Source organism: Microbacterium sp. NPDC090007 (assembly GCF_044748345.1).
In the GTDB taxonomy this organism is placed as follows: Bacteria; Actinomycetota; Actinomycetes; order Actinomycetales; family Microbacteriaceae; genus Microbacterium.
This window is the reverse complement of sequence record NZ_JBIVFV010000002.1, coordinates 233433-256147: the sequence shown is the minus strand read 5'-3', so window position 1 is coordinate 256147 and position 22715 is coordinate 233433. Positions and strand designations below refer to the sequence as shown.

General features: G+C 70.8%; 20 protein-coding genes. 10 read left to right on the top strand and 10 right to left on the bottom strand.

Going from position 1 to position 22715, the window contains the following annotated elements; translation table 11 throughout:
- The first annotated feature begins 107 nt into the window (after positions 1-107).
- Positions 108-992, top strand: coding sequence for an aminotransferase class IV (locus ACIPVB_RS09750; RefSeq protein ID WP_400368538.1), 885 nt, complete (start codon positions 108-110; stop codon positions 990-992).
- Between the two features lie 60 nt (positions 993-1052).
- On the opposite strand, the gene pstB is transcribed toward ACIPVB_RS09750, so the two are convergent.
- From pstB to pstS, 4 genes are all read right to left on the bottom strand, one after another.
- On the bottom strand, positions 1053-1832 hold the full coding sequence (pstB, locus tag ACIPVB_RS09745) for a phosphate ABC transporter ATP-binding protein PstB (protein ID WP_400368537.1): 780 nt from the start codon (positions 1830-1832) through the stop codon (positions 1053-1055).
- Positions 1833-1869: 37 nt separating this feature from the next.
- Positions 1870-2979, bottom strand: a complete 1110-nt coding sequence (gene pstA, locus ACIPVB_RS09740) for a phosphate ABC transporter permease PstA (protein ID WP_400368536.1) — start codon at positions 2977-2979, stop codon at positions 1870-1872.
- 1 nt (position 2980) lies between these two features.
- Positions 2981-3925: a phosphate ABC transporter permease subunit PstC gene (gene pstC / locus ACIPVB_RS09735; protein WP_400368535.1), complete on the bottom strand. Its 945-nt coding sequence runs from the start codon at positions 3923-3925 to the stop codon at positions 2981-2983.
- Positions 3926-4001: 76 nt separating this feature from the next.
- Entirely contained in the window at positions 4002-5114 is a 1113-nt protein-coding gene (pstS, locus tag ACIPVB_RS09730; protein ID WP_400368533.1) for a phosphate ABC transporter substrate-binding protein PstS, read from the bottom strand.
- A 166-nt stretch (positions 5115-5280) separates the two neighbouring features.
- Here pstS and ACIPVB_RS09725 point away from each other — a divergent pair, with 166 nt between their 5' ends.
- Together ACIPVB_RS09725 and ACIPVB_RS09720 are read left to right on the top strand one after the other, a co-directional pair.
- A complete protein-coding gene (locus ACIPVB_RS09725; protein ID WP_400368532.1) occupies positions 5281-9225 on the top strand; it encodes a Pls/PosA family non-ribosomal peptide synthetase in 3945 nt (1314 codons plus the stop codon).
- Positions 9222-10520 (top strand): M1 family metallopeptidase, encoded by a 1299-nt coding sequence (locus ACIPVB_RS09720; RefSeq protein ID WP_400368530.1) that lies wholly within the window; start codon positions 9222-9224, stop codon positions 10518-10520. Before ACIPVB_RS09725 ends, ACIPVB_RS09720 begins: the two co-directional genes overlap by 4 nt.
- Before the next feature lie 18 nt (positions 10521-10538).
- Here the strand turns inward: ACIPVB_RS09720 and ACIPVB_RS09715 are convergent, their stop codons facing one another.
- Genes ACIPVB_RS09715 through ACIPVB_RS09700 form a run of 4 tightly spaced genes read right to left on the bottom strand, consistent with a single transcriptional unit; the run spans position 10539 to position 14912 of the window.
- On the bottom strand, positions 10539-11063 hold the full coding sequence (locus ACIPVB_RS09715; RefSeq protein ID WP_400368529.1) for a 4-phosphopantetheinyl transferase: 525 nt from the start codon (positions 11061-11063) through the stop codon (positions 10539-10541).
- Positions 11060-11998: an NUDIX domain-containing protein gene (locus ACIPVB_RS09710; protein WP_400368527.1), complete on the bottom strand. Its 939-nt coding sequence runs from the start codon at positions 11996-11998 to the stop codon at positions 11060-11062. Before ACIPVB_RS09710 ends, ACIPVB_RS09715 begins: the two co-directional genes overlap by 4 nt.
- On the bottom strand, positions 11995-14163 hold the full coding sequence (locus tag ACIPVB_RS09705) for an RNA degradosome polyphosphate kinase (RefSeq protein WP_400368525.1): 2169 nt from the start codon (positions 14161-14163) through the stop codon (positions 11995-11997). The genes ACIPVB_RS09710 and ACIPVB_RS09705 overlap by 4 nt, the downstream gene beginning before the upstream one ends.
- Before the next feature lie 56 nt (positions 14164-14219).
- Complete coding sequence (locus ACIPVB_RS09700; RefSeq protein ID WP_400368524.1) at positions 14220-14912, bottom strand: DNA-binding response regulator; 693 nt, start codon at positions 14910-14912, stop codon at positions 14220-14222.
- 118 nt (positions 14913-15030) lie between these two features.
- Between ACIPVB_RS09700 and ACIPVB_RS09695 the strand changes: the two genes are divergently transcribed.
- From ACIPVB_RS09695 to ACIPVB_RS09680, 4 genes are all read left to right on the top strand, one after another.
- Positions 15031-15321 carry a hypothetical protein gene (locus ACIPVB_RS09695; RefSeq protein ID WP_400368522.1) on the top strand — a complete coding sequence of 97 codons (291 nt, stop codon included), beginning with the start codon at positions 15031-15033 and terminating at the stop codon, positions 15319-15321.
- 130 nt (positions 15322-15451) lie between these two features.
- Positions 15452-16051 carry an FABP family protein gene (locus ACIPVB_RS09690; protein ID WP_400368521.1) on the top strand — a complete coding sequence of 200 codons (600 nt, stop codon included), beginning with the start codon at positions 15452-15454 and terminating at the stop codon, positions 16049-16051.
- Positions 16052-16053: 2 nt separating this feature from the next.
- Positions 16054-17142 (top strand): YgfZ/GcvT domain-containing protein, encoded by a 1089-nt coding sequence (locus ACIPVB_RS09685; RefSeq protein ID WP_400368519.1) that lies wholly within the window; start codon positions 16054-16056, stop codon positions 17140-17142.
- Positions 17139-18248 carry an aromatic acid exporter family protein gene (locus ACIPVB_RS09680; RefSeq protein ID WP_400368518.1) on the top strand — a complete coding sequence of 370 codons (1110 nt, stop codon included), beginning with the start codon at positions 17139-17141 and terminating at the stop codon, positions 18246-18248. The genes ACIPVB_RS09685 and ACIPVB_RS09680 overlap by 4 nt, the downstream gene beginning before the upstream one ends.
- A 12-nt stretch (positions 18249-18260) precedes the next feature.
- Here the strand turns inward: ACIPVB_RS09680 and ACIPVB_RS09675 are convergent, their stop codons facing one another.
- Complete coding sequence (locus tag ACIPVB_RS09675; protein WP_400368516.1) at positions 18261-19049, bottom strand: class I SAM-dependent methyltransferase; 789 nt, start codon at positions 19047-19049, stop codon at positions 18261-18263.
- A 59-nt stretch (positions 19050-19108) separates the two neighbouring features.
- Here ACIPVB_RS09675 and ACIPVB_RS09670 point away from each other — a divergent pair, with 59 nt between their 5' ends.
- Entirely contained in the window at positions 19109-19855 is a 747-nt protein-coding gene (locus ACIPVB_RS09670; protein WP_400368515.1) for a phosphoglyceromutase, read from the top strand.
- A 66-nt stretch (positions 19856-19921) separates the two neighbouring features.
- Here ACIPVB_RS09670 and phoU read toward each other — a convergent pair whose 3' ends face one another.
- Entirely contained in the window at positions 19922-20605 is a 684-nt protein-coding gene (gene phoU, locus ACIPVB_RS09665; RefSeq protein ID WP_400368514.1) for a phosphate signaling complex protein PhoU, read from the bottom strand.
- A gap of 171 nt (positions 20606-20776) precedes the next feature.
- Between phoU and ACIPVB_RS09660 the strand changes: the two genes are divergently transcribed.
- Together ACIPVB_RS09660 and ACIPVB_RS09655 are read left to right on the top strand one after the other, a co-directional pair.
- On the top strand, positions 20777-21991 hold the full coding sequence (locus ACIPVB_RS09660; RefSeq protein ID WP_400368513.1) for a sensor histidine kinase: 1215 nt from the start codon (positions 20777-20779) through the stop codon (positions 21989-21991).
- On the top strand, positions 21988-22671 hold the full coding sequence (locus tag ACIPVB_RS09655; RefSeq protein ID WP_400368511.1) for a response regulator: 684 nt from the start codon (positions 21988-21990) through the stop codon (positions 22669-22671). Before ACIPVB_RS09660 ends, ACIPVB_RS09655 begins: the two co-directional genes overlap by 4 nt.
- Positions 22672-22715: the final 44 nt, after the last annotated feature.

The window sequence follows — 22715 nt, the reverse complement described above, 5'->3', positions numbered from 1 at the left end:
CTGCGGCCCGGCTATGAGAGTGTAACAAGCCGCCCGCCCCGACATTCCCTCGGACCGTCCGGTTGACAACACCCGGGCGTGTCGACGCGACGACATAGGCTCGCTGCATGGCTTGGCGCAGCGCTCTGTTGATCGACCCCGTGGCATCCGATGATCGGCGGGGGGACTTCGCCGACACCTTCCGCCCCTTCGACCCCGAGCAGCCCGCCCTGCGGGTCGGCGACCTGAGCGCACAGCGCGGCGACGGGATCTTCGAATCCCTCGGTGTCATCGACGGTCACCCCCAAGAGGTGGGTGCGCACCTCGACCGGCTCGTGCACTCCGCGCGTCTGTGCGACCTGCCGACTCCCCACCTCGGACAGTGGCGCGCGGCGATCGCGCGCGTCGCGGCCGACGCGGGAGCGGGCGAGAACGTGATGAAGCTGCTGCTGAGCAGGGGAGTCGAGGGGCAGCCGGTACCGACGGCGTGGATCACCCTGGCATCCGCCCCCGACAACACCCGCTCGCGCCACGAGGGCATCGACGTCGTCACCCTCGACCGCGGGCACGCCCTGGACGTCCCCGCGCGCGCGCCGTGGCTGCAGCTCGGCGCCAAGACCCTCTCGTACGCCGTCAACATGGCGGCGATCCGCGAGGCCCACCGCCGCGGCGCCGACGACGCGGTGTTCGTCACGAGCGACGGCTTCGTGCTCGAGGCTCCCACGGCCACGGTGCTGCTGCGCACCGGGCGACGTTTCGTCACACCGGAGCCGAGCGCGGGGATCCTGCACGGAACGACGCAGCTGAGCGTGTTCTCCTACCTCGAAGGGCGGGGTTTCGACACCGCCTACGAGACGGTGCCGCGCGCGACCCTTGTCGAAGCGGATGCCGCGTGGTTGCTGTCGAGCGTGCGGCTCGCCGCTCCCGTGACCGCGGTGGACGGCGCCCCGAAGACCGTGGACCGTGCACTCACCGACGAGATGAACGCGTACCTGCTGTCGCCTCGCGACTGAGTCGCGCCCCCGCGGAAACGACGAAGGCCCCGCCGCAGCGGGGCCTTCGCGGGTGACTGCTTATCCGAAGCGGCCCGAGACGTAGTCTTCGGTGGCCTGGACCGAGGGCGTCGTGAAGATCGCCGACGTGTCGTTGTACTCGATGAGCTTGCCGGGCTTGCCCGTACCGGCGATGTTGAAGAACGCCGTCTTGTCGCTCACGCGTGAGGCCTGCTGCATGTTGTGCGTGACGATGACGACCGTGTACTCGTTCTTCAGTTCGCCGATGAGCTCTTCGATGGCGTACGTCGAGATGGGGTCCAGAGCGGAGCAGGGCTCGTCCATCAGGATGACCTCGGGGGACACGGCGATCGCCCGAGCGATGCACAGGCGCTGCTGCTGCCCGCCGGAGAGGCCCGACCCCGGCCGGTCGAGGCGGTCCTTGACCTCGTTCCAGAGGTTGGCGCCCTTCAGCGACTTCTCGACCAGCTCGTCCGAGTCGGACTTCGAGATGCGGCGGTTGTTCAGCTTGACACCCGCCAGGACGTTCTCGCGGATGGACATGGTCGGGAACGGGTTCGGGCGCTGGAACACCATCCCGACCTGACGACGAACCAGCACGGGGTCCACTCCCGAGCCGTAGAGGTTCTCGCCGTCGAGGAGGACCGATCCCTCGACGCGGGCGCCCGGGATGACCTCGTGCATGCGGTTCAGCGTGCGCAGGAAGGTCGACTTGCCGCAGCCGGACGGGCCGATGAAGGCCGTGACGGTGCGGGGCTCGATGTCGAGAGACACACCCTCGACGGCGAGGAAGTCGCCGTAGTAGACGTTCAGATCGTTGACTTCGATGCTCTTGGACACGATTCCTCGAATGTTTCTGTTCGGGTCTGACAGCCGCTCAGCGGCCCAGCTTGGGGGAGAAGATCTTCGCGACGACGCGCGCGACGAGATTCAGGACCATGACGATCACGATCAGCACGAGCGCTGCGCCCCACGCCCGATCGATGAACGCCGACGCGGGGATGCCCTGGTTCATGTACTGCGAGTACGCGAACACCGGCAGCGTCGCCATGCGACCGTTGAAGAGGTCGTAGTTGACGGACGTGGCCACACCCGCGGTGAGCAGCAGGGGGGCGGTCTCGCCGATGACGCGCGAGATGGAGAGCATGATGCCCGTGGTGATACCCGCGACCGCGGTCGGCAGGACGACCTTGCTGATCGTCAGCCACTTGGGGACGCCGAGCGCGTAGGAGGCCTCGCGCAGCTCGTTCGGCACCAGTCGCAACATCTCTTCGGTGGAGCGCACCACCACCGGGATCATCAGCACCGCGAGAGCGACCGCACCCATGATCCCCATGCGCACTCCGGGGCCGAGGAACAGGGCGAACAGGGCGTAGGCGAACAGACCCGCGACGATCGAGGGGATGCCCGTCATGACGTCGACCAGGAACGTGATGGCCTGAGCGAGGCGCTTGCCCGCGCCGTACTCGATCAGGTAGATCGCGGTGAAGATACCGATCGGGATCGAGATCACGGCCGCCGCCAGGGTGATCAACAGCGTTCCGACAATGGCGTGCAGAGCGCCACCGCCCTCACCGACGACGTTGCGCATGGAGGAGCTGAAGAACTCCGCGCTGATGCCGCCGATGCCGTTGGTGATCACCGTCACGGCGACCGATACCAGGGGCACCATCGCGATCAGGAAGGCGATGACGACGACGCCGGTGACCAGTCGGTCGACACCCTTGCGGCGTCCCTCGATGATCGTCGAGGTGACGGTGATGAGCGCGAGGTAGATGACGGCGGCCACGACGGCCCAGCCGGCGACGTTGAAGGAACCGCCCGGTGCGAGGGAGGCGATGCCGAAGATGGCGGCGGACAGGCCGGCACTGCCGGCCACGGTCACCCAGGGGACCCAGGCGGGAAGCCGTCCGTTGGTGAGCCGGCTCCCGGACGGAGTGGGCCCCGTGTTGCGCGTGGGCCGCGGTGCAGTCGACGTGGCGGTCATGTCAGTTCGCTCCCGAGAATTCCTTGCGGCGGCTGACGATGTAGCGAGCCAGCGCATTGACCGCGAAGGTGACGATGAAGAGCACGAGACCGGTGGCGATCAGCACGTTCACGTTGAAGCCGTAGGCCTCGGGGAAGGTGAGCGCGATGTTGGCCGGGATCGTGCTGGGGTTCTCGGACGTGAACAGCTGGAGCGTGATCACTCCGGATGCCGAGAGGACGAGCGCGACGGCCATGGTCTCGCCCAGTGCGCGGCCGAGACCGAGCATCGAGGCGGAGACGATGCCGCTGCGCCCGAACGGGAAGACGGCCATGCGGATCATCTCCCAGCGGGTGGCGCCGAGCGCGAGGGCCGCCTCTTCATGGAGGACGGGAGTCTGGAGGAAGATCTCGCGGCAGATCGCGGTGATGATCGGCGTGATCATGACCGCCAGGACGACGGCCGCGGTGAGGATGGTGCGACCGGTGGCCGACACGGTTCCCGAGAAGAGGGGGAACCAGCCGGCATTGGTGTTCAACCAGGCATAGACGGGCTGGATGGCCGGGGCCAGCACAAGGATGCCCCACAGGCCGAAGACGACCGAGGGGACCGCCGCTAGGAGGTCGACGAGGTAGCCGAGTCCCTGAGCGAGTCGACGCGGTGCGTAGTGCGAGATGAACAGGGCCACGCACACCGACAGGGGGACCGCCATGATCAGGGCGAGGATCGATGCCCAGATCGTTCCGAAGGCGAGCGGCCCCACGTACGACCAGAAGTCGCCGGTGAGGATCGAGGCGTTCTCGCCCGTTGCGGTGAAACCGGGGATGGACTGGACGACGAGGAAGATGGTCACCGCGGCGAGGGTGACGAGAATCATGGAGCCTGCGAACAGGGCGGTGCCGGAGAAGACACGATCTCCGGGGCGTTGCTTCGGCTTTTCGGGTGCCGGAGCCGTGGTGGTGGTCATGGCTTCCTGTCTCGAGTCGTGAACGAACGGTGACCCGGTCCGATGCCGCGCGGGTATCGGACCGGGTCTCCAGGTGTTACTGCGTGACGATCAGATCGATCGCGGCGTTGACGCGCTCGCGGAGCGAGTCGCTGATGGGCGCGCTACCGGCGGCGTCGGCAGCGGCGGTCTGGCCGTCCTCGCTCGCGACGTACGAGAGGAACGACTTGGTGATCGCGGCGGTGTTCTCGTCGCTGTACTGCTCGCACGCGATCATGTAGCTGATGAGGACGATCGGGTAGACGCCGGCCTCCTGCGAGGTGCGCTCCAGCTCGATGGCGAGGTCGCCCTCGGTGCGACCCTCGACGAACGGCGACTCGTCGACGATGGCGGCGGCAGCCTCGGGGGAGTACGAGACGAACTCTTCGCCGACCTTGATCGACACGGTCGACAGGCCCTCCTGCGCGGCGCGCGACGCATCGGCGTAGCCGATGGTGCCGTTGGCGCCCGAGACGGCCGAGACGACGCCGGACGTGCCGTTGGCGGCCTCGCCGGAGCTGAGGGGCCACTCGCCGTCGGGCTCCGAGGTCCAGACGCTGGGGGCGGCCTGGAAGAGGTAGTCGGTGAAGTTCTCGGTGGTTCCGGAGTCGTCCTGACGGTGGACCGGGGTCACGGCCAGGTCGGGCAGTGTCACACCCGGGTTGAGGGCGGCGATGGCCGGGTCGTTCCAGTTGGTGATCGTGCCGGCGAACAGGCCCGCCACGGTCGCGGCGTCGAGGTTCAGCGAGTCGACACCCTCGAGGTTGAAGATGACGGCGATGGGCGAGATGTAGGTGGGGAGCTCGATGATGTTCGAGCCGTCGGCGCAGGCACCGAAGCCACCGGCGGCGATCTCTTCGTCGTTGAACGCGCGGTCGGAGCCGATGAACGGGAAGGCGCCCGCCTGGAAGGACTCGCGTCCGGCGCCGGAACCGGCGGCGTCGTACGTGATGGTGACGCCCGGGTTGGCGGTCTGGAAGCCGGCGGTCCAGGCCTGGACCGCGACCTCCTGCGACGAGGCGCCGCCGCTGGCCAGCTCGCCCGAGAGGTCCGAGGCGGCGTCGCCGCTGCTCCCGCCGGCGGGGGCGGATTCGTTCGCGGCGCAGCCTGCGAGGGCGAGGGCGGCGACCGCGGTGAGGGCGCCGAGCTGGGCGAAGCGAGTGATCTTCACGATGTGAGTCCTTCGGGGTATCGGGAGCTGTGTTGCGAGCCCAGTGCGGGGCTCGCCCGGAACGCTAAACTCCGATGCTTACCAAAGTGCGCTCCCTCGGTGAACGGAAGGTGAACGGCCCCGGCCGTCGCGGGGCGTTCACCGGCCCGCTGTATGGTGCGGAAGCGTGACGACTCCCGCTTCCGCCGCGCAGGCTCCGCTCGATCGGATCGCCGCCGCGCCCCTCGAGCGCACGTTGCTCGACATCCTCTCCGACGTCGCCGCGCGGCATCCGGAGGCATCCGCGATCGACGACGGTTCGGGGGCGCTCAGCTACCGCGAGCTCCTCGCCCGCGTGTGGCGCACCGCCGCCGCGCTGCACGAGGCCGGGGTGCGCAGGGGTGATCGCGTGGGCGTGCGCATGCCCTCGGGATCCAAGGAGCTGTACGTCTCGATCCTCGCCGTGATGGCCGCGGGCGCGGCCTACGTGCCGGTGGACGCGGACGACCCCGATGAGCGCGCGCGACTGGTCTTCGGCGAGGCGGGGGTACGGGGCATCGTCGGCGGCGACGGCGAGTTCGTCTCGACGGATCCGGGCGCCGCGCTGGTGCGCCTGTACGACGGCGACGCTCCGCATCCCGGTACCCACGCCCTGCCGGTGGTCGCTCCGCCGAGCGTCGACGACGACGCCTGGGTCATCTTCACCTCCGGTTCGACCGGCGTTCCCAAGGGTGTCGCGGTGTCGCATCGCTCGGCGGCGGCGTTCGTCGAGGCGGAGGGGCGCCTCTTCCTCGCGCGCGAGCCGCTGGGCCCCGGCGACCGCGTCCTGGCCGGACTCTCGGTCGCGTTCGACGCCTCGTGCGAGGAGATGTGGCTCGCGTGGGGACACGGCGCGTGCCTGGTCCCCGCGCCGCGCTCGCTGGTGCGCTCGGGCGAGGACCTGGCGCCGTGGCTGCTGCGGCAGGGCATCACCGTCGTGTCGACGGTTCCGACGCTCGCCGCGATGTGGCCCGCGGATTCGATCGAGAACGTGCGCCTGCTCATCTTCGGCGGCGAGGCCTGTCCGCCCGAGCTCGCCGCGCGCCTGGTCGCGGAGGGCCGCGAGGTGTGGAACACCTACGGACCCACCGAGGCGACGGTGGTCGCCTGCGCCGCGGCCCTCGACGGCTCTCTGCCGGTGCGCATCGGGCTGCCCCTGGACGGGTGGGCCCTGGCGGTCGTGGATGCCGAGGGGCGGCCCGTCGCCGAGGGCGAGGTGGGTGAGCTCATCATCGGCGGCGTCGGGCTGGCGCGCTACCTCGATCCCGCGAAGGATGCCGAGAAGTACGCGCCGATGCCGACGCTGGGATGGGAACGCGCCTACCGCTCGGGCGATCTGGTGCGCTTCGAGGCGGAGGGACTCGTCTTCCAGGGGCGCGCGGACGATCAGGTCAAGGTCGGCGGGCGGCGTATCGAGCTGGGCGAGGTCGAATCGGCCCTGCAGGACCTCGACCGGGTGAGCGCCGCGACGGTCGCGGTGCGCACGACCGAGGCGGGTGTACCCGTGCTGGTCGGTTACCTCGTGATGGAGGAGGGCGCCGACCTCGACCGCGCGGCGGCGCGTGCGGCGCTCGCCGAGCGACTGCCGGCGGCGACGATCCCGTTGCTGGGTGTGGTCGACGCCCTTCCGGTGCGCACCTCGGGAAAGGTCGACCGCGCGGCGCTGCCGTGGCCCCTTCCGGGGGTCGACGCGCCCGCCGCGACGGACTTCACGGATGACGAGGCCTGGCTCGCCGAGCAGTGGCAGGCCGTCCTGGGCCTGCCGGTCACCGAGCGCAAGGCCGACTTCTTCGACCTCGGCGGCGGATCGTTGGCTGCGGCGCAGCTGGTCTCGCGCATTCGCGCGCGCGTGCCCGAGTTCTCGGTCGCCGACATCTACGACGTGCCGCGGCTCGGTGCGATGGCCAAGGCCCTCGGCCCGCAGCTGCACGAGGAGGCTCCATCCGGCTTCCATCGGCCGGCTCCGACCCCGCGGTCCACGCAGTGGGCGCAGACGCTGCTCGGCGCCCCTCTGTTCATCCTCTCCGGGATCCGTTGGCTGCTGTACGTGCTGACGGCGTCGGCCCTCCTCCAGCTCACCCCGGGGTTCGACATCCTGCCGGATGTGCCGTGGCCCGCGCTCGTGATCGGTCTGCTCGTCTTCGCGACGCCGTTCGGACGCATGGCGATCGCCGTGGCATCCGCTCGCCTGTTGCTCGCGGGCGTGCGGGCGGGGGATCATCCGCGCGGCGGCTGGGTGCACATCCGGCTGTGGCTCGCGGAGCAGATCGCCGCCCAGGTGGATGCCGTGGGCCTGGCCGGAGCGCCCTGGGTGTCGTACTACGCGCGGGCGCTCGGCGCGCGGATCGGCCGCAACGTCGACCTGCACGCGCTTCCTCCGGTGACGGGGCTCCTCGTCATCGGCGACGGGGCCTCGATCGAGCCCGAGGTCGACCTGACCGGGTACTGGATCGACGGTGACCTCGTGCGCATCGGCGAGGTGCGCATCGGCGCGGAGGCCACCATCGGCGCGCGCTCGACGCTGGCCCCCGGCACCCGGATCGGCCGGCGCGCAGAGATCGCCCCCGGGTCGGCGGTGTTCGGACGGGTCAAAGCCGATCAGGCCTGGGCGGGCTCCCCGGCCGTTCGGGTCGGCGGCACCGCGAAAGATTGGCCGGCGCAGCGTCCCGCGGCACCCACCCGGTGGTTGTGGGCGTATGCGGCGTCGGCCGTCGTCCTGGCGCTGCTTCCCGTGGCGTCCTTCGCGGTCGGCGGTCTCGTGCTCGCGCACGGGATGCGCGGCAGCGACACCCTCGCCGCGGCGACGGGGGCGGCGTTCGCGTGGCTCGTGCCGGCCGTCGCGGTCACCGGGCTGGTGTTCGCGGCATCCGTCGTCCTGCTCGTGCGGGTGTTCTCGATCGGGCTCGTCGAGGGCACGCACCCCGTGCGCAGCCGTGTGGCGTGGCAGGCATGGACGATCGAACGACTGCTGGACGCCGCGCGCACCATCCTCTTCCCGCTGTACTCCTCGCTGTTCACCCCCGTCTGGTTGCGGATGCTGGGGGCTCGCGTCGGGCGCGACGTCGAAGCGTCGACGGTCCTGCTGATCCCCACGATGACGCGCATCGAGGACGGGGCCTTCCTCGCCGACGACACGATGGTCGCCTCGTACGAGCTGCGGGCCGGGTGGCTGCGGCTGGGACCCGTGCGCATCGGCAAACGCGCCTTCCTCGGCAACTCCGGGATGGCGGCCCCCGGACACCGCGTGCCGCGCGACGGGCTGGTCGCGGTGCTGTCGGCGGCGCCCGCCAAGGCCAAGGCCGGGTCGTCGTGGCTCGGGTCTCCCGCCGTCCGATTGCGACGGCAGTCCGCCGGCGGCGACGAGTCGCGCACCTATCGGCCGACCGCGGCCCTGCGCGTCGCGCGGACGCTGTGGGAGCTCGGTCGGTTCGTCCCGGTCGTGGTCACGTGCGCCATCGGGCTGGGCGTGCTCCTGACGCTGGCCGCCCTGTGGGAGGGACCCGGGCCGGTGTGGGCGCTGCTGCTGTCGGGGATCGTGCTGCTGGCCGCCGGCGCGCTCGCCGCGGGGGTGTCGACCGCGGCGAAGTGGGCGATCGTGGGGGTGATCCGTGCGGGAGAGCAACCGCTCTGGTCGAGCTTCGTGTGGCGCACCGAGGTCTCGGACACCTTCACCGAGATGGTGGCGGCACCGTGGTTCGCCCGCGCCGCCGCCGGCACGCCTGCCCTCGCGGTGTGGCTGCGCAGTCTCGGGGCGAGGATCGGCCGGGGCGTGTGGTGCGACAGCTACTGGCTCCCCGAACCCGATCTGGTCACGCTGGGCGACGCGTCGACGGTCAACCGGGGTTGCGTCGTGCAGACGCACCTCTTCCATGATCGAATCATGAGCATGGACACGGTCGAGCTCGAACCGGGCGCGACGCTCGGTCCCCACAGCGTGGTGCTGCCGGCATCCACTCTCGGAGCCCACGCCACCGTGGGGCCCGCCTCCCTCGTCATGCGCGGAGAGACCGTGCCGGTCGGGTCGCGGTGGAGCGGCAATCCCATCGGCCCGTGGCGCGTCGTCAAGGTCCGCGCCTACCAGTCGACGACGTGAGCGCCGCCGACCCCTACGCCCCGCAGAGCGGTGACACCTCGTACGGCGTCGAGTCCTACGACCTGTCGCTGAGCTACCGGGTGCGTACCAACCGTCTCGAGGGCACGGCGTCGATCGTCGCCGTCGCGCACGTCGACCTGACCTCGTTCGCCCTCGACCTCGTGGGCCTGCGTACCACGCGGGTACGGGTGGACGGCAGCGTCACCCGGTTCGCGGCGGGACCGCGCGTCCTCCGCGTGACCCCCACGGCACGGATCGCCGCCGGGCAACGGTTCGAGGTCGAGGTGGTCTACGCCGGCGCTCCCGCTCCCCGCCGGTCCCGATGGGGCACCGTGGGGTGGGAGGAGCTCACCGACGGCGCACTCGTCGCCGGTCAACCGATCGGTGCGCCGACGTGGTTCCCCTGCAACGACCGCCCCGACGACCGCGCGCGCATGCGCATGGAGGTCACCGTCGACGACGGCTACGCCGTGGCCGCGACCGGTGTGGCCGGAGCGACCACGCGTCGCGGGGGACGCGTGACCACCGTCTTCACCTCCGACGTCCCCACGGCGACCTACCTCGCCGCCGTGCACGTCGGTCGCTACCGCACCGCCCCCCTCGCGGGCAGCGGCGTGGGCGTCGTGCCCGTCGCCAGCGTCACCGCCCCGCCGGCGCTCGCCGCGGCAGCCGATCGGGCGTTCGCGACCGTGCCCGCGATGCTGCGGATGTTCGACCGCCTCTTCGGCCCCTATCCGCAGGAGGCGTGCAGCCTGGTCGTCACCGCCGACGAGCTGGAGATCCCGCTCGAGGCGCAGGGGCTGGCGGTGTTCGGGATGAACCACCTGGTGCCGGCCGCTCAACGCCTGGTCGCCCACGAGCTCGCCCACCAGTGGTTCGGCAACAGCGTCGGTATCGCCCGGTGGAGCGACATCTGGCTGAACGAGGGGTTCGCCTGCTACGCCGAGTGGCTGTGGTCCGAGGAGTCCGGGGGAGACGACGTCGAGGCCTGCGTCGCCCTGCATCACGCCCGACTCGCGGCGAAGCCGCAGGATCTGCTGCTGGCGGATCCCGGTCCCGACGACATGTTCGACGATCGGGTCTACAAGCGCGGGGCGCTCGCCCTGCACGCTCTGCGTCGGCAGCTGAGTGATGCGGCGTTCTTCGACATGCTGCGCGAGTGGACCTCGGCGCATCGACACGGACTGGTCACGACAGACGACTTCCGCGGCGCCGTCGAGCGTGCCGGGGGGGCGGATGCCGCGAGCCTGCTGTCGCGGTGGATCGACCACGTCGCGCTTCCGACCCTCACCTGAGGGACGGGCCGGGGTTGCTCAGCGTCCTGCGACGGCGATCGCCACGACGGTTTCGGCCGGCCCCTCGACATCCCACCCGCGCCAGAAGGCGGCGTCCTCGCCCCGGATCTGCGCCCGCCATCCCGGTGCATCGAGCGAGATCCGCACGCGCGCGGGATCCACGGCGAGGCCGCGGCCGTCCGCCTTGAGCATCGCCTCGATCCGCGCCCAGGTGCGCGCGGCGTCGCCGGGCATCCGAGGTCCGTCCCGCACCAGCACCCGTTCGAGCCCGTCCGCACCCGAGGGCACGGCATCCACTCCGATGCGCGCATGCACGTGACTGACCGCCACGACCGCCCAGCCGGGGACGTACGAGACCGAGACGGCGGCAGCCGCCCCTTCGACACGCACGCGCCCGTGGGCGCCACCGCAGGCGGGGCACCGCGAGACGAAGCGCGCGCCGGGTAGGACCGAGGCGAGCAGCGCCCGCGACACGGATCGCGGCGACGCACCCGCGGGCACCGCCCGCCACAGGACGCGGACACCGTCGGGCAGCGCGGTCACACCTGCGGCTCGTGCGTCTCGATCGCGACGATGCCGGCACCGGGGTGCTCGACGGGGACATGCACGACCGAGAACGCGGCGGGATCCAGCGCCGAGGCGCTGCCCAGGTAGGAACCGCTCATGGTGCCCGTCGCCAGGGCGAGTTCGTGCAGGATGTCGGGAAGAACCGGACCGTGGCTGGCCAGGACGACGGGCTTTCGCGAACGCACCCGCTGACCGACGATCGACCGCGCGTCGGCGCGGCCGTCCTCCCAGGCGTCCTGACTGATCGACGCGCAGAACTGCACCCGTTGGCCGATGGCCTGCGCGATCGGCGTCGCCGTCCGCACGCACCGCTCGGCGGGACTGGAGATCACGCGGCGCACGCCGAACGCGAGGAGCGGTCCGACGATCGCCTGCGACTGGCGCCGGCCGCGCGGGGTGAGGGGTCGGGCGGTGTCGCTGCCCTCCCACTCCTCTCGCGGGCGCGCTTTGGCGTGGCGCAGCACCACGATGGGGAAGGTCGGCAGTGCCCCCTCGTCGACGATGCGGCAGAACTCGTCGAGGATCTCGATGTCGACCGGGTAGCTGAGCCGCTTGCGCGCCTTCTTCATGCTCACCCACTCGATCGCGGCCACCTCTTTGTTCGGGACGAACGTCGACGTGCGCACGGCGGCATCGGTGGCCTCGGCGGCCCAGTAGTGCACGATCTTGGTGCGCCCGTTCGGCATCCGGTAGCGCGACACCCCGACGGGCACGCCGAGCGCGACACGGATGCCGGTCTCTTCGCGAATCTCGCGGACGGCCGTCTCGGCCAGCGTCTCGCCCGGGTCGACCTTGCCCTTGGGCAGCGTGAGATCGCGGTACTTCGTGCGATGGATGAGCAGGACGCGCAGTTTGCCCTCGACGTGTCGCCATACGACGCCGCCGGCGGCATAGATCGCGGTCTCGGTCACCGCGCCGTCCGTGCGCGACGCTTGCGCTGCACCAGCGCCATGGTGTGATCCTGCAGATCGATCAGGGCGGCACCGTCGGCGTCGACGCTGTGGCGGACCCACTCGCCCTCGGAGCCGAGGTGCCACGAGCTCGTGCCGTCGTCCATGGCGAGGTCGAACAGCGACGTGAGCCCGCGCACCTGGTTCTCGTCGACGACGCGCACGAGCGCCTCGACACGACGGTCGAGGTTGCGGTGCATCATGTCGGCGCTGCCGATGAACACCTGCGGGTCGCCGTCGTTGGCGAAGGAGAAGATGCGGGAGTGCTCGAGGTAGCGACCCAGGATCGAACGCACCGTGATGTTCTCGCTCATCCCGGGCACGCCCGGCTTGATCGAGCAGATGCCGCGCACCCACACCTCGACCGGCACCCCGGCCTGACTGGCCCGGTACAGGGCGTCGATGATCTGCTCGTCGACCATCGAGTTGACCTTGATCCGCACCCCCGACGGCTTGCCCGCGAGGGCGTTCTGACGCTCCCTCTCGATGTGGCGCAGCAGCCCCTTGCGCAGGTGCAGGGGAGCGACGAGGAGACGCTTGAACTTCTTCTCAATCGCGTAGCCGCTGAGCTCGTTGAACAGACGCGTGAGGTCGCGACCCACCTGGTCGTCGACGGTGAACAAGCCGAAGTCCTCGTAGATCCGACTCGTCTTGGGGTTGTAGTTGCCCGTTCCGACGTGGCTGTAGTGGCGCAGGCGCCCCTCTTCTTCGCGGATGACGAGGGCGAGCTTGCAGTGGGTCTTCAGGCCCACGAGCCCGTACACGACGTGCACGCCGGCCTTCTCGAGCTTGCGCGCCCAGACGATGTTGTTGGCCTCGTCGAAGCGCGCCTTGACCTCGACCAGGGCGAGCACCTGCTTGCCGGCCTCGGCCGCGTCGATGAGGGCCTGCACGATGGGGCTGTCACCCGAGGTGCGGTACAGGGTCTGCTTGATCGCGAGCACGTGCGGATCGCGCGCGGCCTGCTCGAGGAAGGCCTGCACGCTCGTCGCGAACGATTCGTAGGGGTGGTGCACGAGCACGTCGGCCTTGCGGATCGCGCCGAACAGGTCGGCTCGGCCGTTCTGCTCCGCCGGCTGGAAGGCCAGCGCCGTCTTGGGCACGTGCGGGGGGTAGTGCAGATCGGGTCGGTCGATGCGCGAGAGGTCGAACAGACCGCGCAGGTCGAGCGCACCGGGCAGGCGGTACACCTCTTGCTCGGTGATGTCGAGCTCGCTCAGCAGCAGCGCTCGGGTCACGTCATCCATGTCCTCGGTGATCTCGAGGCGGATCGGGGGACCGAAGCGTCGGCGCAGCAGCTCGGCCTCGAGCGCCTGGATGAGGTTCTCGGTCTCGTCCTCTTCGATCGTCATGTCCTCGTTGCGGGTGAGGCGGAACGCGTGATGGTCCAGCACCTCCATCCCGGGGAAGAGATCGCCGAGGTGGTTCGAGATGAGTTCTTCGAGCGGGAGATACCGCACGCCGGGACCGTCCCCGGTCACCTCGACGAATCGCGGCAGCATCGGCGGCACCTTGAGGCGCGCGAACTCCTGTCGTCCGGTGCGCGCGTTGCGGATGCGGATCGCCAGGTTGAGCGAGAGCCCCGAGATGTAGGGGAACGGGTGCGCGGGGTCGACGGCGAGCGGCATGAGCACCGGGAAGACGTTGCGCTGGAAGTACTCGGTCAGCCGCTCCGCGGTCGGGGCGTCGAGCGAGCCCCAGGTCACGACCTCGATGCCGGACTCGGCGAGGGCGGGACGCACCTTCTCGGTCCAGGCGGCGGCGTGGCGCAGCTGCAGGCGGTGCGCCTCGGCCGAGATGTCGGCGAGCACGTCCAGCGGAGCCCGACCCACGTTGGTGGGCACGGCGAGTCCGGTGACGATGCGGCGCTTGAGGCCGGCGACACGGACCATGAAGAACTCGTCGAGGTTGCTGGCGAAGATCGCGAGGAAGTTCGCGCGCTCCAGAACGGGGACGGCGGGATCCTCGGCCAGCTCCAGCACCCGCTGGTTGAAGGCGAGCCAGCTCAGCTCGCGGTCGAGGTAGCGGTGGTCGGGCAGCTGGTCGTCCTCGGCCTCGACGGCTTCGTCGAAGTCGTCGTCGTCGGCGTCGCCGAGTCCGGCATCCAGCGCGTCGTGTTCCATCATCCCCACATCATGGCAGGGGTCGGTGACACACGCGTGAACGGGCGGTGCGCGGGTCGTCAGGCGGGGGCGGATGCCGCGCTCGGCGTCTCGTCCTCATAGACGTTGAAGCGGTAGCCGACGTTGCGGACGGTGCCGATGAGCTGTTCGAGGTCGCCGAGCTTGGCGCGCAGTCGACGCACGTGGACGTCGACCGTACGGGTGCCGCCGAAGTAGTCATAGCCCCACACCTCGCTCAGCAGCTGCTCGCGCGTGAACACGCGGGAGGGGTGCGTGGCGAAGAAGTGCAGGAGCTGGAATTCCTTGTACGTCAGATCGAGGGGCTTGCCGTGGACCTTGGCGGAGTACGAGGACTCGTCGATCGTGATGCCCGAGGTCTGGACGCGGGTCGACACCTGGTCCGCGGCGCGGCGCCCCATCGCGAGGCGGATGCGGGCGTCGATCTCGGCGGGGCCGGCGCCGACCAGCACGACGTCGTCGATGCCCCAGTCCGTGGACACCGCGGTCAGGCCCCCCTCGGTCACGATCAGCACGAGCGGCGCCTCGATCCCCGTGGTCGTCATGATCTTGCACAGCGACTTGGCGCCCACCAGGTCGAAGCGCGCGTCGACGAAGATGACGTCGGCGCTGGGCGCGTTGATCAGCTGGGCCGCTTCGGCCGGGATCTGACGCACCCGGTGGCTGAGCAATTCGAGCGCGGGCAGCGCCGCGCCCCCGCCAGGGGCGGAGCTGAGAACAAGAAGCTGAGCCACATCGACCTCCCAGCGCGGGCGGGCCGCGCACCCGATCATCTTAGGGTGAGGCGCCGCGCCGATCCGATTCCCGGCGATGCGCGTGCGCGAGCGGGGCCCGTGGGCGAAGATGGGGGGCATGTCGACCCCGGACCTCGCACCCCGCCGCACGTTCGGCGGCATCGTCGCCGTGTGGGTGCTCGCGGTCGTCGCGGGCGTGCTCATCGGCCTGTTCGTCCCCGCGGGGTGGCGGGCGCAATGGGTCAGTGTCGCCCTGGGCGGCTGCGTGATCGTGTCGTTCGCGGTCCAGCTCTGGTACGGCCGTTCCCAGGCGTTCATCCAGCGCATGGCGGTGAGTACGCTGGGCGCGCTCGTGGTCCTCGGCGTCATCACCATGGGTTTCGGGCTGGCGGCGCTCGTCTCGGGATAGGGTGGGGGCATGGACCTCCTCGCGCTCGAACTGTTCTTCGTGGGACTTCTCGGCCTCGCTTCGCTGGCCATCGCCTTCGTGTCCGGAACGGTCATCTGGAACCTCTACCGCGGCCAGCGCTGAACGCCCCGTGATCGAGATTCCGACCGACCTCCCGGCCGACCTCGTCCCCCTCTCGTGGCTCGTCGGCGTCTGGGAGGGCACCGGGGTCATCGACTACGACGCCGGCGGGCGATCGTTCTCGGGTGAGTTCGCGCACCGGGTCAGCTTCAGCCACGACGGCGGGGGCTTTCTCAACTACTCCGCCGACGCCTGGTCGGTCGACGGCGCCGAGCGACGCCCTCTCGTGTCCGAGATCGGCTACTGGCGTCTGGCGCGTCCCGTCACCGACGCGGATGCCGGACCGGCGCTCCTTCCCGCCGTCGCCGAACCGGTGATCCGCACCGCCGACGACGTCGAGGCCCTTCGCAACGCCGACGGCGGCTTCGACATCGAGGTGAGCCTGGCCCACGCCGACGGCGTCCTCGAGCTCTACGTCGGGCAGGTCAAGGGCCCGCGCATCGATCTGGCGACGGATGCCGTCGTCCGCACCGCCGGAGCCAAGCCCTACACCGCGGCGACCCGTCTGTACGGGCTCGTCGACAACCATCTGCTGTGGGCGTGGGACATCGCCGCCCTCGGCCGCGAGCTGGGTTCGCACGCCTCGGCGCGTCTCGCCCGAGCGGAGTGACGATGACCGCGTTCACCGACATCCCCGGGGCCGTGACCGACGAGCGGGGGCTCCGTCACCTGGGCTCGCCCCTCGCCGAGCAGCGCCGATTGGCATCCGGAACCGCCCTCGCCCCGCTGGGTGATCGTCGCGCGATCTCGGTCGCCGGCGAGGACCGCCGCAGCTGGCTCGATTCCCTGTCGTCGCAGGCTCTCACGCACCTGGCGCCCGGGGTGTCCACCGAACTGCTCATCCTCGATCCGCAGGGTCGCGTCGAGCACGCGGCATCCGTCGTCGACGACGGCGAGGTCGCGTGGTTGATCGTGGATGCCGCCGACGCCGATGCCCTCGTCTCGTGGCTGACGCGGATGCGGTTCCGGCTGCGCGTCGAGGTGCGCGACCGTTCCGACGAGCTGTTCGTCGTCGGCGGTACCCGCGCCGCCGTGACCGGGCTCGCCGCCGTGGCTCCCGTCTGGGTCGATCCGTGGCCCGAGGTCGCGCCGGGAGGGTGGGCCTACGCCCGCGTGGATCCGCACCCGGGTCGCGACCGCGACTGGGCCGAGGCGATCGTGGATGCCGCGGAGTTCGAGCGTCTGCTGGCGGCGGCCGCGCGGGGCGAGCAGCCCCTCGCCGGCCGGGACGCGGTCGAGGCGCTCCGCGTCGCGGCGTGGCGCCCCCGGGTCTCGGTCGACGCGGACGAGCGTCTGCTGCCGCACGAGATGGATTGGCTGCGCACCGCGGTGCACCTGTCGAAGGGGTGTTACCGCGGGCAGGAGACCGTCGCCAAGGTGCACAACCTGGGCCACCCGCCGCGTCGCGTCGTCGCGCTGCAACTCGACGGCAGCGACAACGTGCTGCCCGCCCGCGGCGACGTCGTGCGCGCCGGAGACGACGCGATCGGCGCCATCACCTCGGTGGCGGTGCATCACGAAGAGGGACCGATCGCCCTCGCCCTCATCAAGCGCTCCGCTCCCGAGGGTGTCGCGCTGACGGTCGACACCGCGGACGGTCCGTTGGCAGCCTCGGCCGAGACGATCGTCCCCGCCGACGCCGGGGCCACGGCGTCGGTGCCGCGCCTGCCGCGACTCGGTCGCCGCCGCGCCGCGGAATGAGCGACGAGGCGTCGTCGACCTCGGTCGGGGTCGTCGTGCCCCGATCGCGATGGCGCACCACCCTGTCCCGCCGTGTCCACCGCGTCCGCGAGTCGGTGCCGGCCATCGCCCAGATCGTCGTCGCGGCGACGGCGGCGTTCGCCTTCGCCCACTTCGTGCTCGGGCACCCCGTTCCGCTGCTCGCCGCGACGGTGACGGTGTCGAGTCTGGGTCTCGTGCGCGATGCCCGGCCGTGGCGCGTCGCCGAGACGGTGATGGGGATGCTGGTCGGCATCCTGATCGCCGAGGTCGTGCTGCTGATCGCCGGAGCCGGGTGGTGGCAGATCGCGGTGGCCATGACGGTGACGCTGGTCGTCGCGCGGTTCCTGTCGCCCCAGCCCGGTTTCGCCCTGGCCGCCGTCGTCCAGTCGCTGATCGCCCTGGTGCTGGTGTCGGGAGCACCCTTCCTGCGACTGGTCGACGGAGCGGTCGGCGGTGTCGCCGCGCTGATCGTCACCGCCCTCATCCCGCGCACGCTTCGGCGCACCGAGCTGCGCGACGCCGACGAGCTGTTCGACGCCTTCGACGTCGCGGTCGCCACGATCGTCCGGGCGCTGCGCAAGGGTGATCGGGTGCGCGCGGACCGCGGGCTCGAACGTGCGCGATCGCTGCAGACCTACGTCGACGCGTGGAGCGGCTCACTCGAGTCGGGTCGCGAGGTCGCGCGCATCTCGCCGTTCCTGCGTCGTCAGCGGGCGGAGCTGCAGCGCCACGCCCGCGTGCGCGAATCGCTGGACCTGGCCACCCGCAACCTGCGCGTGGTCGCCCGGCGCGCCGCCTCCCTGTGCGCGGATGGGCAGGCTCGTCCGATCCCCGCCGATCTGCTCGCCGAGTTGGCCCGGGGGGCGGCGCTGGTGCGCGACGGCCTCGACGACATCTCGCTCGAGCCGGCCGCCCGGGAGACGATCGCGGCGATCACCCGGCGCCTCGATCCGACCGTCCTGCTCCCCGACGGGGGAGTCGGGGAGATCCAGCTCGTCGCCGCGCTCCGTCCCCTCGCCGTGGACCTGCTGGTGGCGGCGGGAACGCCCCCGGCCGAGGCGCGGGGACTCCTGCCCCGGATCTGACGCCCCGGCCCCTCAGCGCGGCGCGACGGCCTCCCACGCGACACCCACTTCGCCCAGGCGCCACCGTTCGCGCCGTACGAGCGGCCAGCCGGCCGCCTCCAGGCCGCGCATGGCCGTGCGCCACCGGTGCACCGGACCGAAGGGGGCGACCACCGCGGCCCGCGCCCACTCCCGCTCCAGGGACGCGACCAGATCGTGCACGCCCTCGCCGGCGACGTTGCGGTGGATGAGCGCTTTGGGCAGCCGTTCCGCGGCGACGGCGGGGGAGTCGAGTCCGCGTAGCCGCAACGACACCGTGAGCGTGCGGGGGACGGCATCCGCCCCGACCTCCACCCATGTCGCCACGCGACCGATCTCGTCGCAGGTGCCCTCGACCAGGATGCCGTCGGGCTGCAGCCGCGCGCACATGCGGCCCCAGGCGTCGGTGACGTCGGCCTCGTCGTACTGTCGCAGCACGTTCATCGCTCGGATGACGGCGGGGCGGCGCCCCTGCGCCAGCGGCACCTCGAAGCCGCCGCGCGCGAACGACACCCCCTCGACCCCCTCGGCCTGCGCCCGCGCCCGCGCGACCCGGTCGGGGTCGATCTCGAGGCCGAGGACGGTGGCATTCGGTCTCTGCGACCGCAGACGAGCGAGCAGCTCCAGGGGGGTGACGGCACTCGCGCCGAAGCCGAGGTCGACCACCAGGGGGTCGTCGGTGCGTCGCAGGACCGGATGGCGCGCGATCCAGCGGTCGATGCGGCGCAGGCGGTTGACCCCGGTCGTGCCGCGCGTGGGACGACCGACGGGCGAGGGGCTCACTCCCACATGATGCCAGGATGCGCTCGGGGCGGGGCGCTCGGCGTCGCTAGCATGGAGACATGCCTCACACGCTGATCCTCCTCCGCCACGGGCAGAGCGAGTGGAACAAGACCAACCAGTTCACCGGCTGGGTCGACGTGCGACTCACCGACCAGGGCAAGGCCGAGGCGAAGCGCGGAGGCGAGTTGCTGGCGGAGTCCGGCGTCCTGCCCGACGTGCTGCACACCTCGGTGCTCAGCCGTGCCATCCAGACGGCGAACATCGCCCTCGACGCCGCGGACCGCCTGTGGATCCCGGTCAAGCGCTCGTGGCGCCTCAACGAGCGCCACTACGGCGCGCTGCAGGGTAAAGACAAGGCGCAGACGCTCGAGGAGTTCGGCAACGAGCAGTTCATGCTCTGGCGCCGCTCGTTCGACGTGCCGCCGCCGCCGCTCGCCGCCGACGACCAGTACAGCCAGATCGGCGACCCGCGTTATGTCGGCATCGACGGCGAGGTGCCCGACACCGAGTCGCTGAAGATCGTCATCGACCGCATGCTGCCCTACTGGCACAGCGACATCGTCCCCGACCTGCAGGCGGGCAAGACCGTGCTCGTCACGGCGCACGGCAACTCACTGCGCGGCCTGGTCAAGCATCTCGAGGGCATCAGCGACGCCGACATCGCCGAGCTGAACATCCCCACGGGCATCCCGCTGGTCTACCGTCTCGACGACGACCTCACGCCGCTCGGCCCGGGAGAGTACCTCGACCCCGAGGCCGCCGCCGCCGGGGCCGCCGCTGTCGCCGCGCAGGGCAACAAGCACTGACGCCGATACGCGAGAAGAGGGGGTGGATGCCGTGGCATCCACCCCCTCTTCTCGATCAGGCCGTGGTCAGATGACCGGGCTGGGCTCCTGCGCGGCCTCGTCGTCGGCCCCGGCCCAGTCGCCGGTGGCGAGGTAGACGACCTTCTTGGCGACGGAGACCGCGTGGTCGGCGAAGCGCTCGTGGTACCGGCTGGCGAGGGTGGCGTCGACCGTCGCGGTGGCCTCGCCCTTCCACGAGTCGCCGAGCACCTTCTCGAACACGCTGACGTGCAGCTCGTCGATGTCGTCGTCGGCGTCGCGGATCGCCTCGGCGATGCGCAGGTCCTGCGTGCGCAGCAGCTCGGCCAGCTTGCGGGCGACCTCGACGTCGAGCTCACCCATGCGGGTGAACGTGGTCTTGAGTCCCTTGGGGATGGCGCGCTCGGGGAAGCGCGAGCGGGCGAGCTGTGCGATGTGCTCGGCCATGTCGCCCATGCGCTCCAGCGAAGCGCTCACGCGCAGAGCGGTGACGACGATGCGCAGGTCGCGCGCGACGGGCTGCTGGCGCGCGAGGATCTCGATCGCCAGCTCGTCGAGCTCGACGGCCTTCTCGTCGATGATGGCGTCGGCCTCGATGACCTCTTCGGCCAGGGAGACGTCGCTCGTGCCGAAGGCGCGCGTGGCGCGGTCGATGGCCACGGCCACGAGGTCGGCGATCTCGACCAGACGGGCTTGGACGTCCTCGAGGGACTGGTGGAATACTTCGCGCATGGCGGGTACCTTCCTCGTCGGCGGCACGGCACGAATGTGTCCCGCAACCTCCGGGATTCTTCCCAGCGAAGGTTAACGAGTGGTGCTGTGACAGTGAATAGTAACGTCTGCCCGAGCTCGTGAGGGGGTGAACGGCGGGTGACGTCCGATCTGCGCCTCTACGCTGGAGCCATGGAACAGACGCAGCTCGCGCTGCTCGCGCTCCTGGCGGGTGTCCTCATCGGAGCCGCGGTCGTCGCCCTCGTGGCCGGCGCCCTGCGACTGCGCGACCGTTCGCTGGCGGAGACCTCGGTCGACGTCCCCGAGGGTGTGGACGCGATGCTGGAGGCGATGGACGACCCCGCCTTCGTGTGCGATATGTCGTCGACCGTGCTCGCGCTCTCGCCCGCCGCCGAGGTGTTCGGTGTGCACGCGGGAGAGGTGATCGCGAGCGACGAGCTCAAACGTGTCGCCCGCGTCGCCCGCGACACCGGGGCGGGGATCGCCGAGAACCTGCGTCTGCGGCGGGGGGCGGCCCCCGCCGAGGCGCGCCTGGTCGCCGTGCGTGCGACGCCGATCTCGGGACGGCTCACCCTTCTGGTGCTGCGCGACATCACCGAACGCGAACGCGTCGAGGAGATGCGCCGCGACTTCGTCGCCAACACCAGTCACGAACTCAAGACGCCGGTGGGAGCCGTGAGCCTGCTCGCCGAAGCCATCGAGTCCGCGGCCGACGATCCGGCTCAGGTTCGCCATTTCGCCGCGCGGATGCAGGCCGAGGTCGCGCGCCTGAGCGCGTTGGTCACCCGCATCCTGAGCCTGTCCCGCCTGCAGGCCGCGGACGAGCTGCGCGACGTCCGCGACGTCTCGATCGACGAGGTCGTCACCGCCGCCGTCGAAGCGCACGTCATTCAGGCCGATTCCGCCCAGGTGACCGTCGTCCGCGGCGGCACGAAGGGTCTGTGGGTGCGCGGCGAGCCGCAGATCCTCACCGAGGCGGTCGGCAACCTGATCGCCAACGCGATCGCCTATTCGCCCGAAGGGTCGAAGGTGGGGATCGGGGTCAAGCTCGACGAGGACGTCGTCGAGATCGCCGTGACCGACCGCGGGATCGGCATCCCCGAGAGCGATCAGCACCGGGTGTTCGAGCGCTTCTACCGCGCCGACCAGGCGCGCTCCCGTCGCACCGGGGGCACCGGCCTGGGCCTGTCGATCGTCAAGCACGCCGTTCAGCGGCACGGCGGCGAGGTGCGGCTGTGGTCCAAGCCCGACCGCGGTTCGACCTTCACCATCCGTCTTCCGCTCACCCCGGCGCCCGACCTGGACGGCATCCGTCCCAAACCTCGTCGCAAGGGCCGCAAGGCCGCCGCCGCGACCCCCGTACCCGTGAAGGGAGATACCGCATGACCCGCGTTCTGATCGTCGAGGACGAGCCCGATCTCGCAGACCCGCTCGCCTACCTGCTGCGCCGCGAGGGCTACGAGGTCGAGATCGCCGAGGACGGCGCGCTCGCGCTGACGGCGTTCCGCGAGCGCGGGGCGGACATCGTCCTCCTCGATCTCATGCTGCCGGGGATGCCGGGAACGGAGGTGTGCCGGCAAATGCGGCTCACGTCGCAGGTGCCGATCATCATGCTGACGGCCAAGGATTCCGAGGTCGACATCGTGGTGGGCCTGGAGCTCGGGGCGGACGACTACGTCACCAAGCCCTACTCCACGCGCGAACTCCTCGCCCGGATGCGCGCCGTTCTGCGTCGTCGGACGCCCGAGGAGGACGACCTCGACGACCGGGTGCTGTCGGGGGGTCGGGTCGTCTTGGACATCGACCGCCACACCGTCGCGGTCGACGGCAGCGAGATCAACATCCCGCTCAAGGAGTTCGAGCTCCTCGAGGTGCTGATGCGCAATGCGGGTCGGGTGCTGACCCGCGGTCAACTCATCGACCGGGTGTGGGGGACCGATTACTTCGGCGACACCAAGACGCTCGACGTCCACATCAAGCGCATCCGCTCACGGATCGAACAGAACCCGAGCGAGCCGAGCATGCTCGTCACCGTGCGGGGATTGGGATACCGCTTCGAGGCGTGAGCCGCACCGGAACGACGAAGGCGCCGACGCAGGAGCGTCGGCGC

Bases quoted from the DNA above. Each gene is read 5' to 3' on its own strand.
- ACIPVB_RS09750 (WP_400368538.1), top strand. From the start codon at position 108: ATGGCTTGGCGCAGCGCTCTGTTGATCGACCCCGTGGCATCCGATGAT.
- pstA (WP_400368536.1), bottom strand. From the start codon at position 2,979: ATGACCGCCACGTCGACTGCACCGCGGCCCACGCGCAACACGGGGCCC.
- pstC (WP_400368535.1), bottom strand. From the start codon at position 3,925: ATGACCACCACCACGGCTCCGGCACCCGAAAAGCCGAAGCAACGCCCC.
- ACIPVB_RS09705 (WP_400368525.1), bottom strand. From the start codon at position 14,163: ATGATGGAACACGACGCGCTGGATGCCGGACTCGGCGACGCCGACGAC.
- ACIPVB_RS09695 (WP_400368522.1), top strand. From the start codon at position 15,031: ATGTCGACCCCGGACCTCGCACCCCGCCGCACGTTCGGCGGCATCGTC.
- ACIPVB_RS09685 (WP_400368519.1), top strand. From the start codon at position 16,054: ATGACCGCGTTCACCGACATCCCCGGGGCCGTGACCGACGAGCGGGGG.
- ACIPVB_RS09680 (WP_400368518.1), top strand. From the start codon at position 17,139: ATGAGCGACGAGGCGTCGTCGACCTCGGTCGGGGTCGTCGTGCCCCGA.
- ACIPVB_RS09670 (WP_400368515.1), top strand. From the start codon at position 19,109: ATGCCTCACACGCTGATCCTCCTCCGCCACGGGCAGAGCGAGTGGAAC.
- phoU (WP_400368514.1), bottom strand. From the start codon at position 20,605: ATGCGCGAAGTATTCCACCAGTCCCTCGAGGACGTCCAAGCCCGTCTG.
- ACIPVB_RS09660 (WP_400368513.1), top strand. From the start codon at position 20,777: ATGGAACAGACGCAGCTCGCGCTGCTCGCGCTCCTGGCGGGTGTCCTC.
- ACIPVB_RS09655 (WP_400368511.1), top strand. From the start codon at position 21,988: ATGACCCGCGTTCTGATCGTCGAGGACGAGCCCGATCTCGCAGACCCG.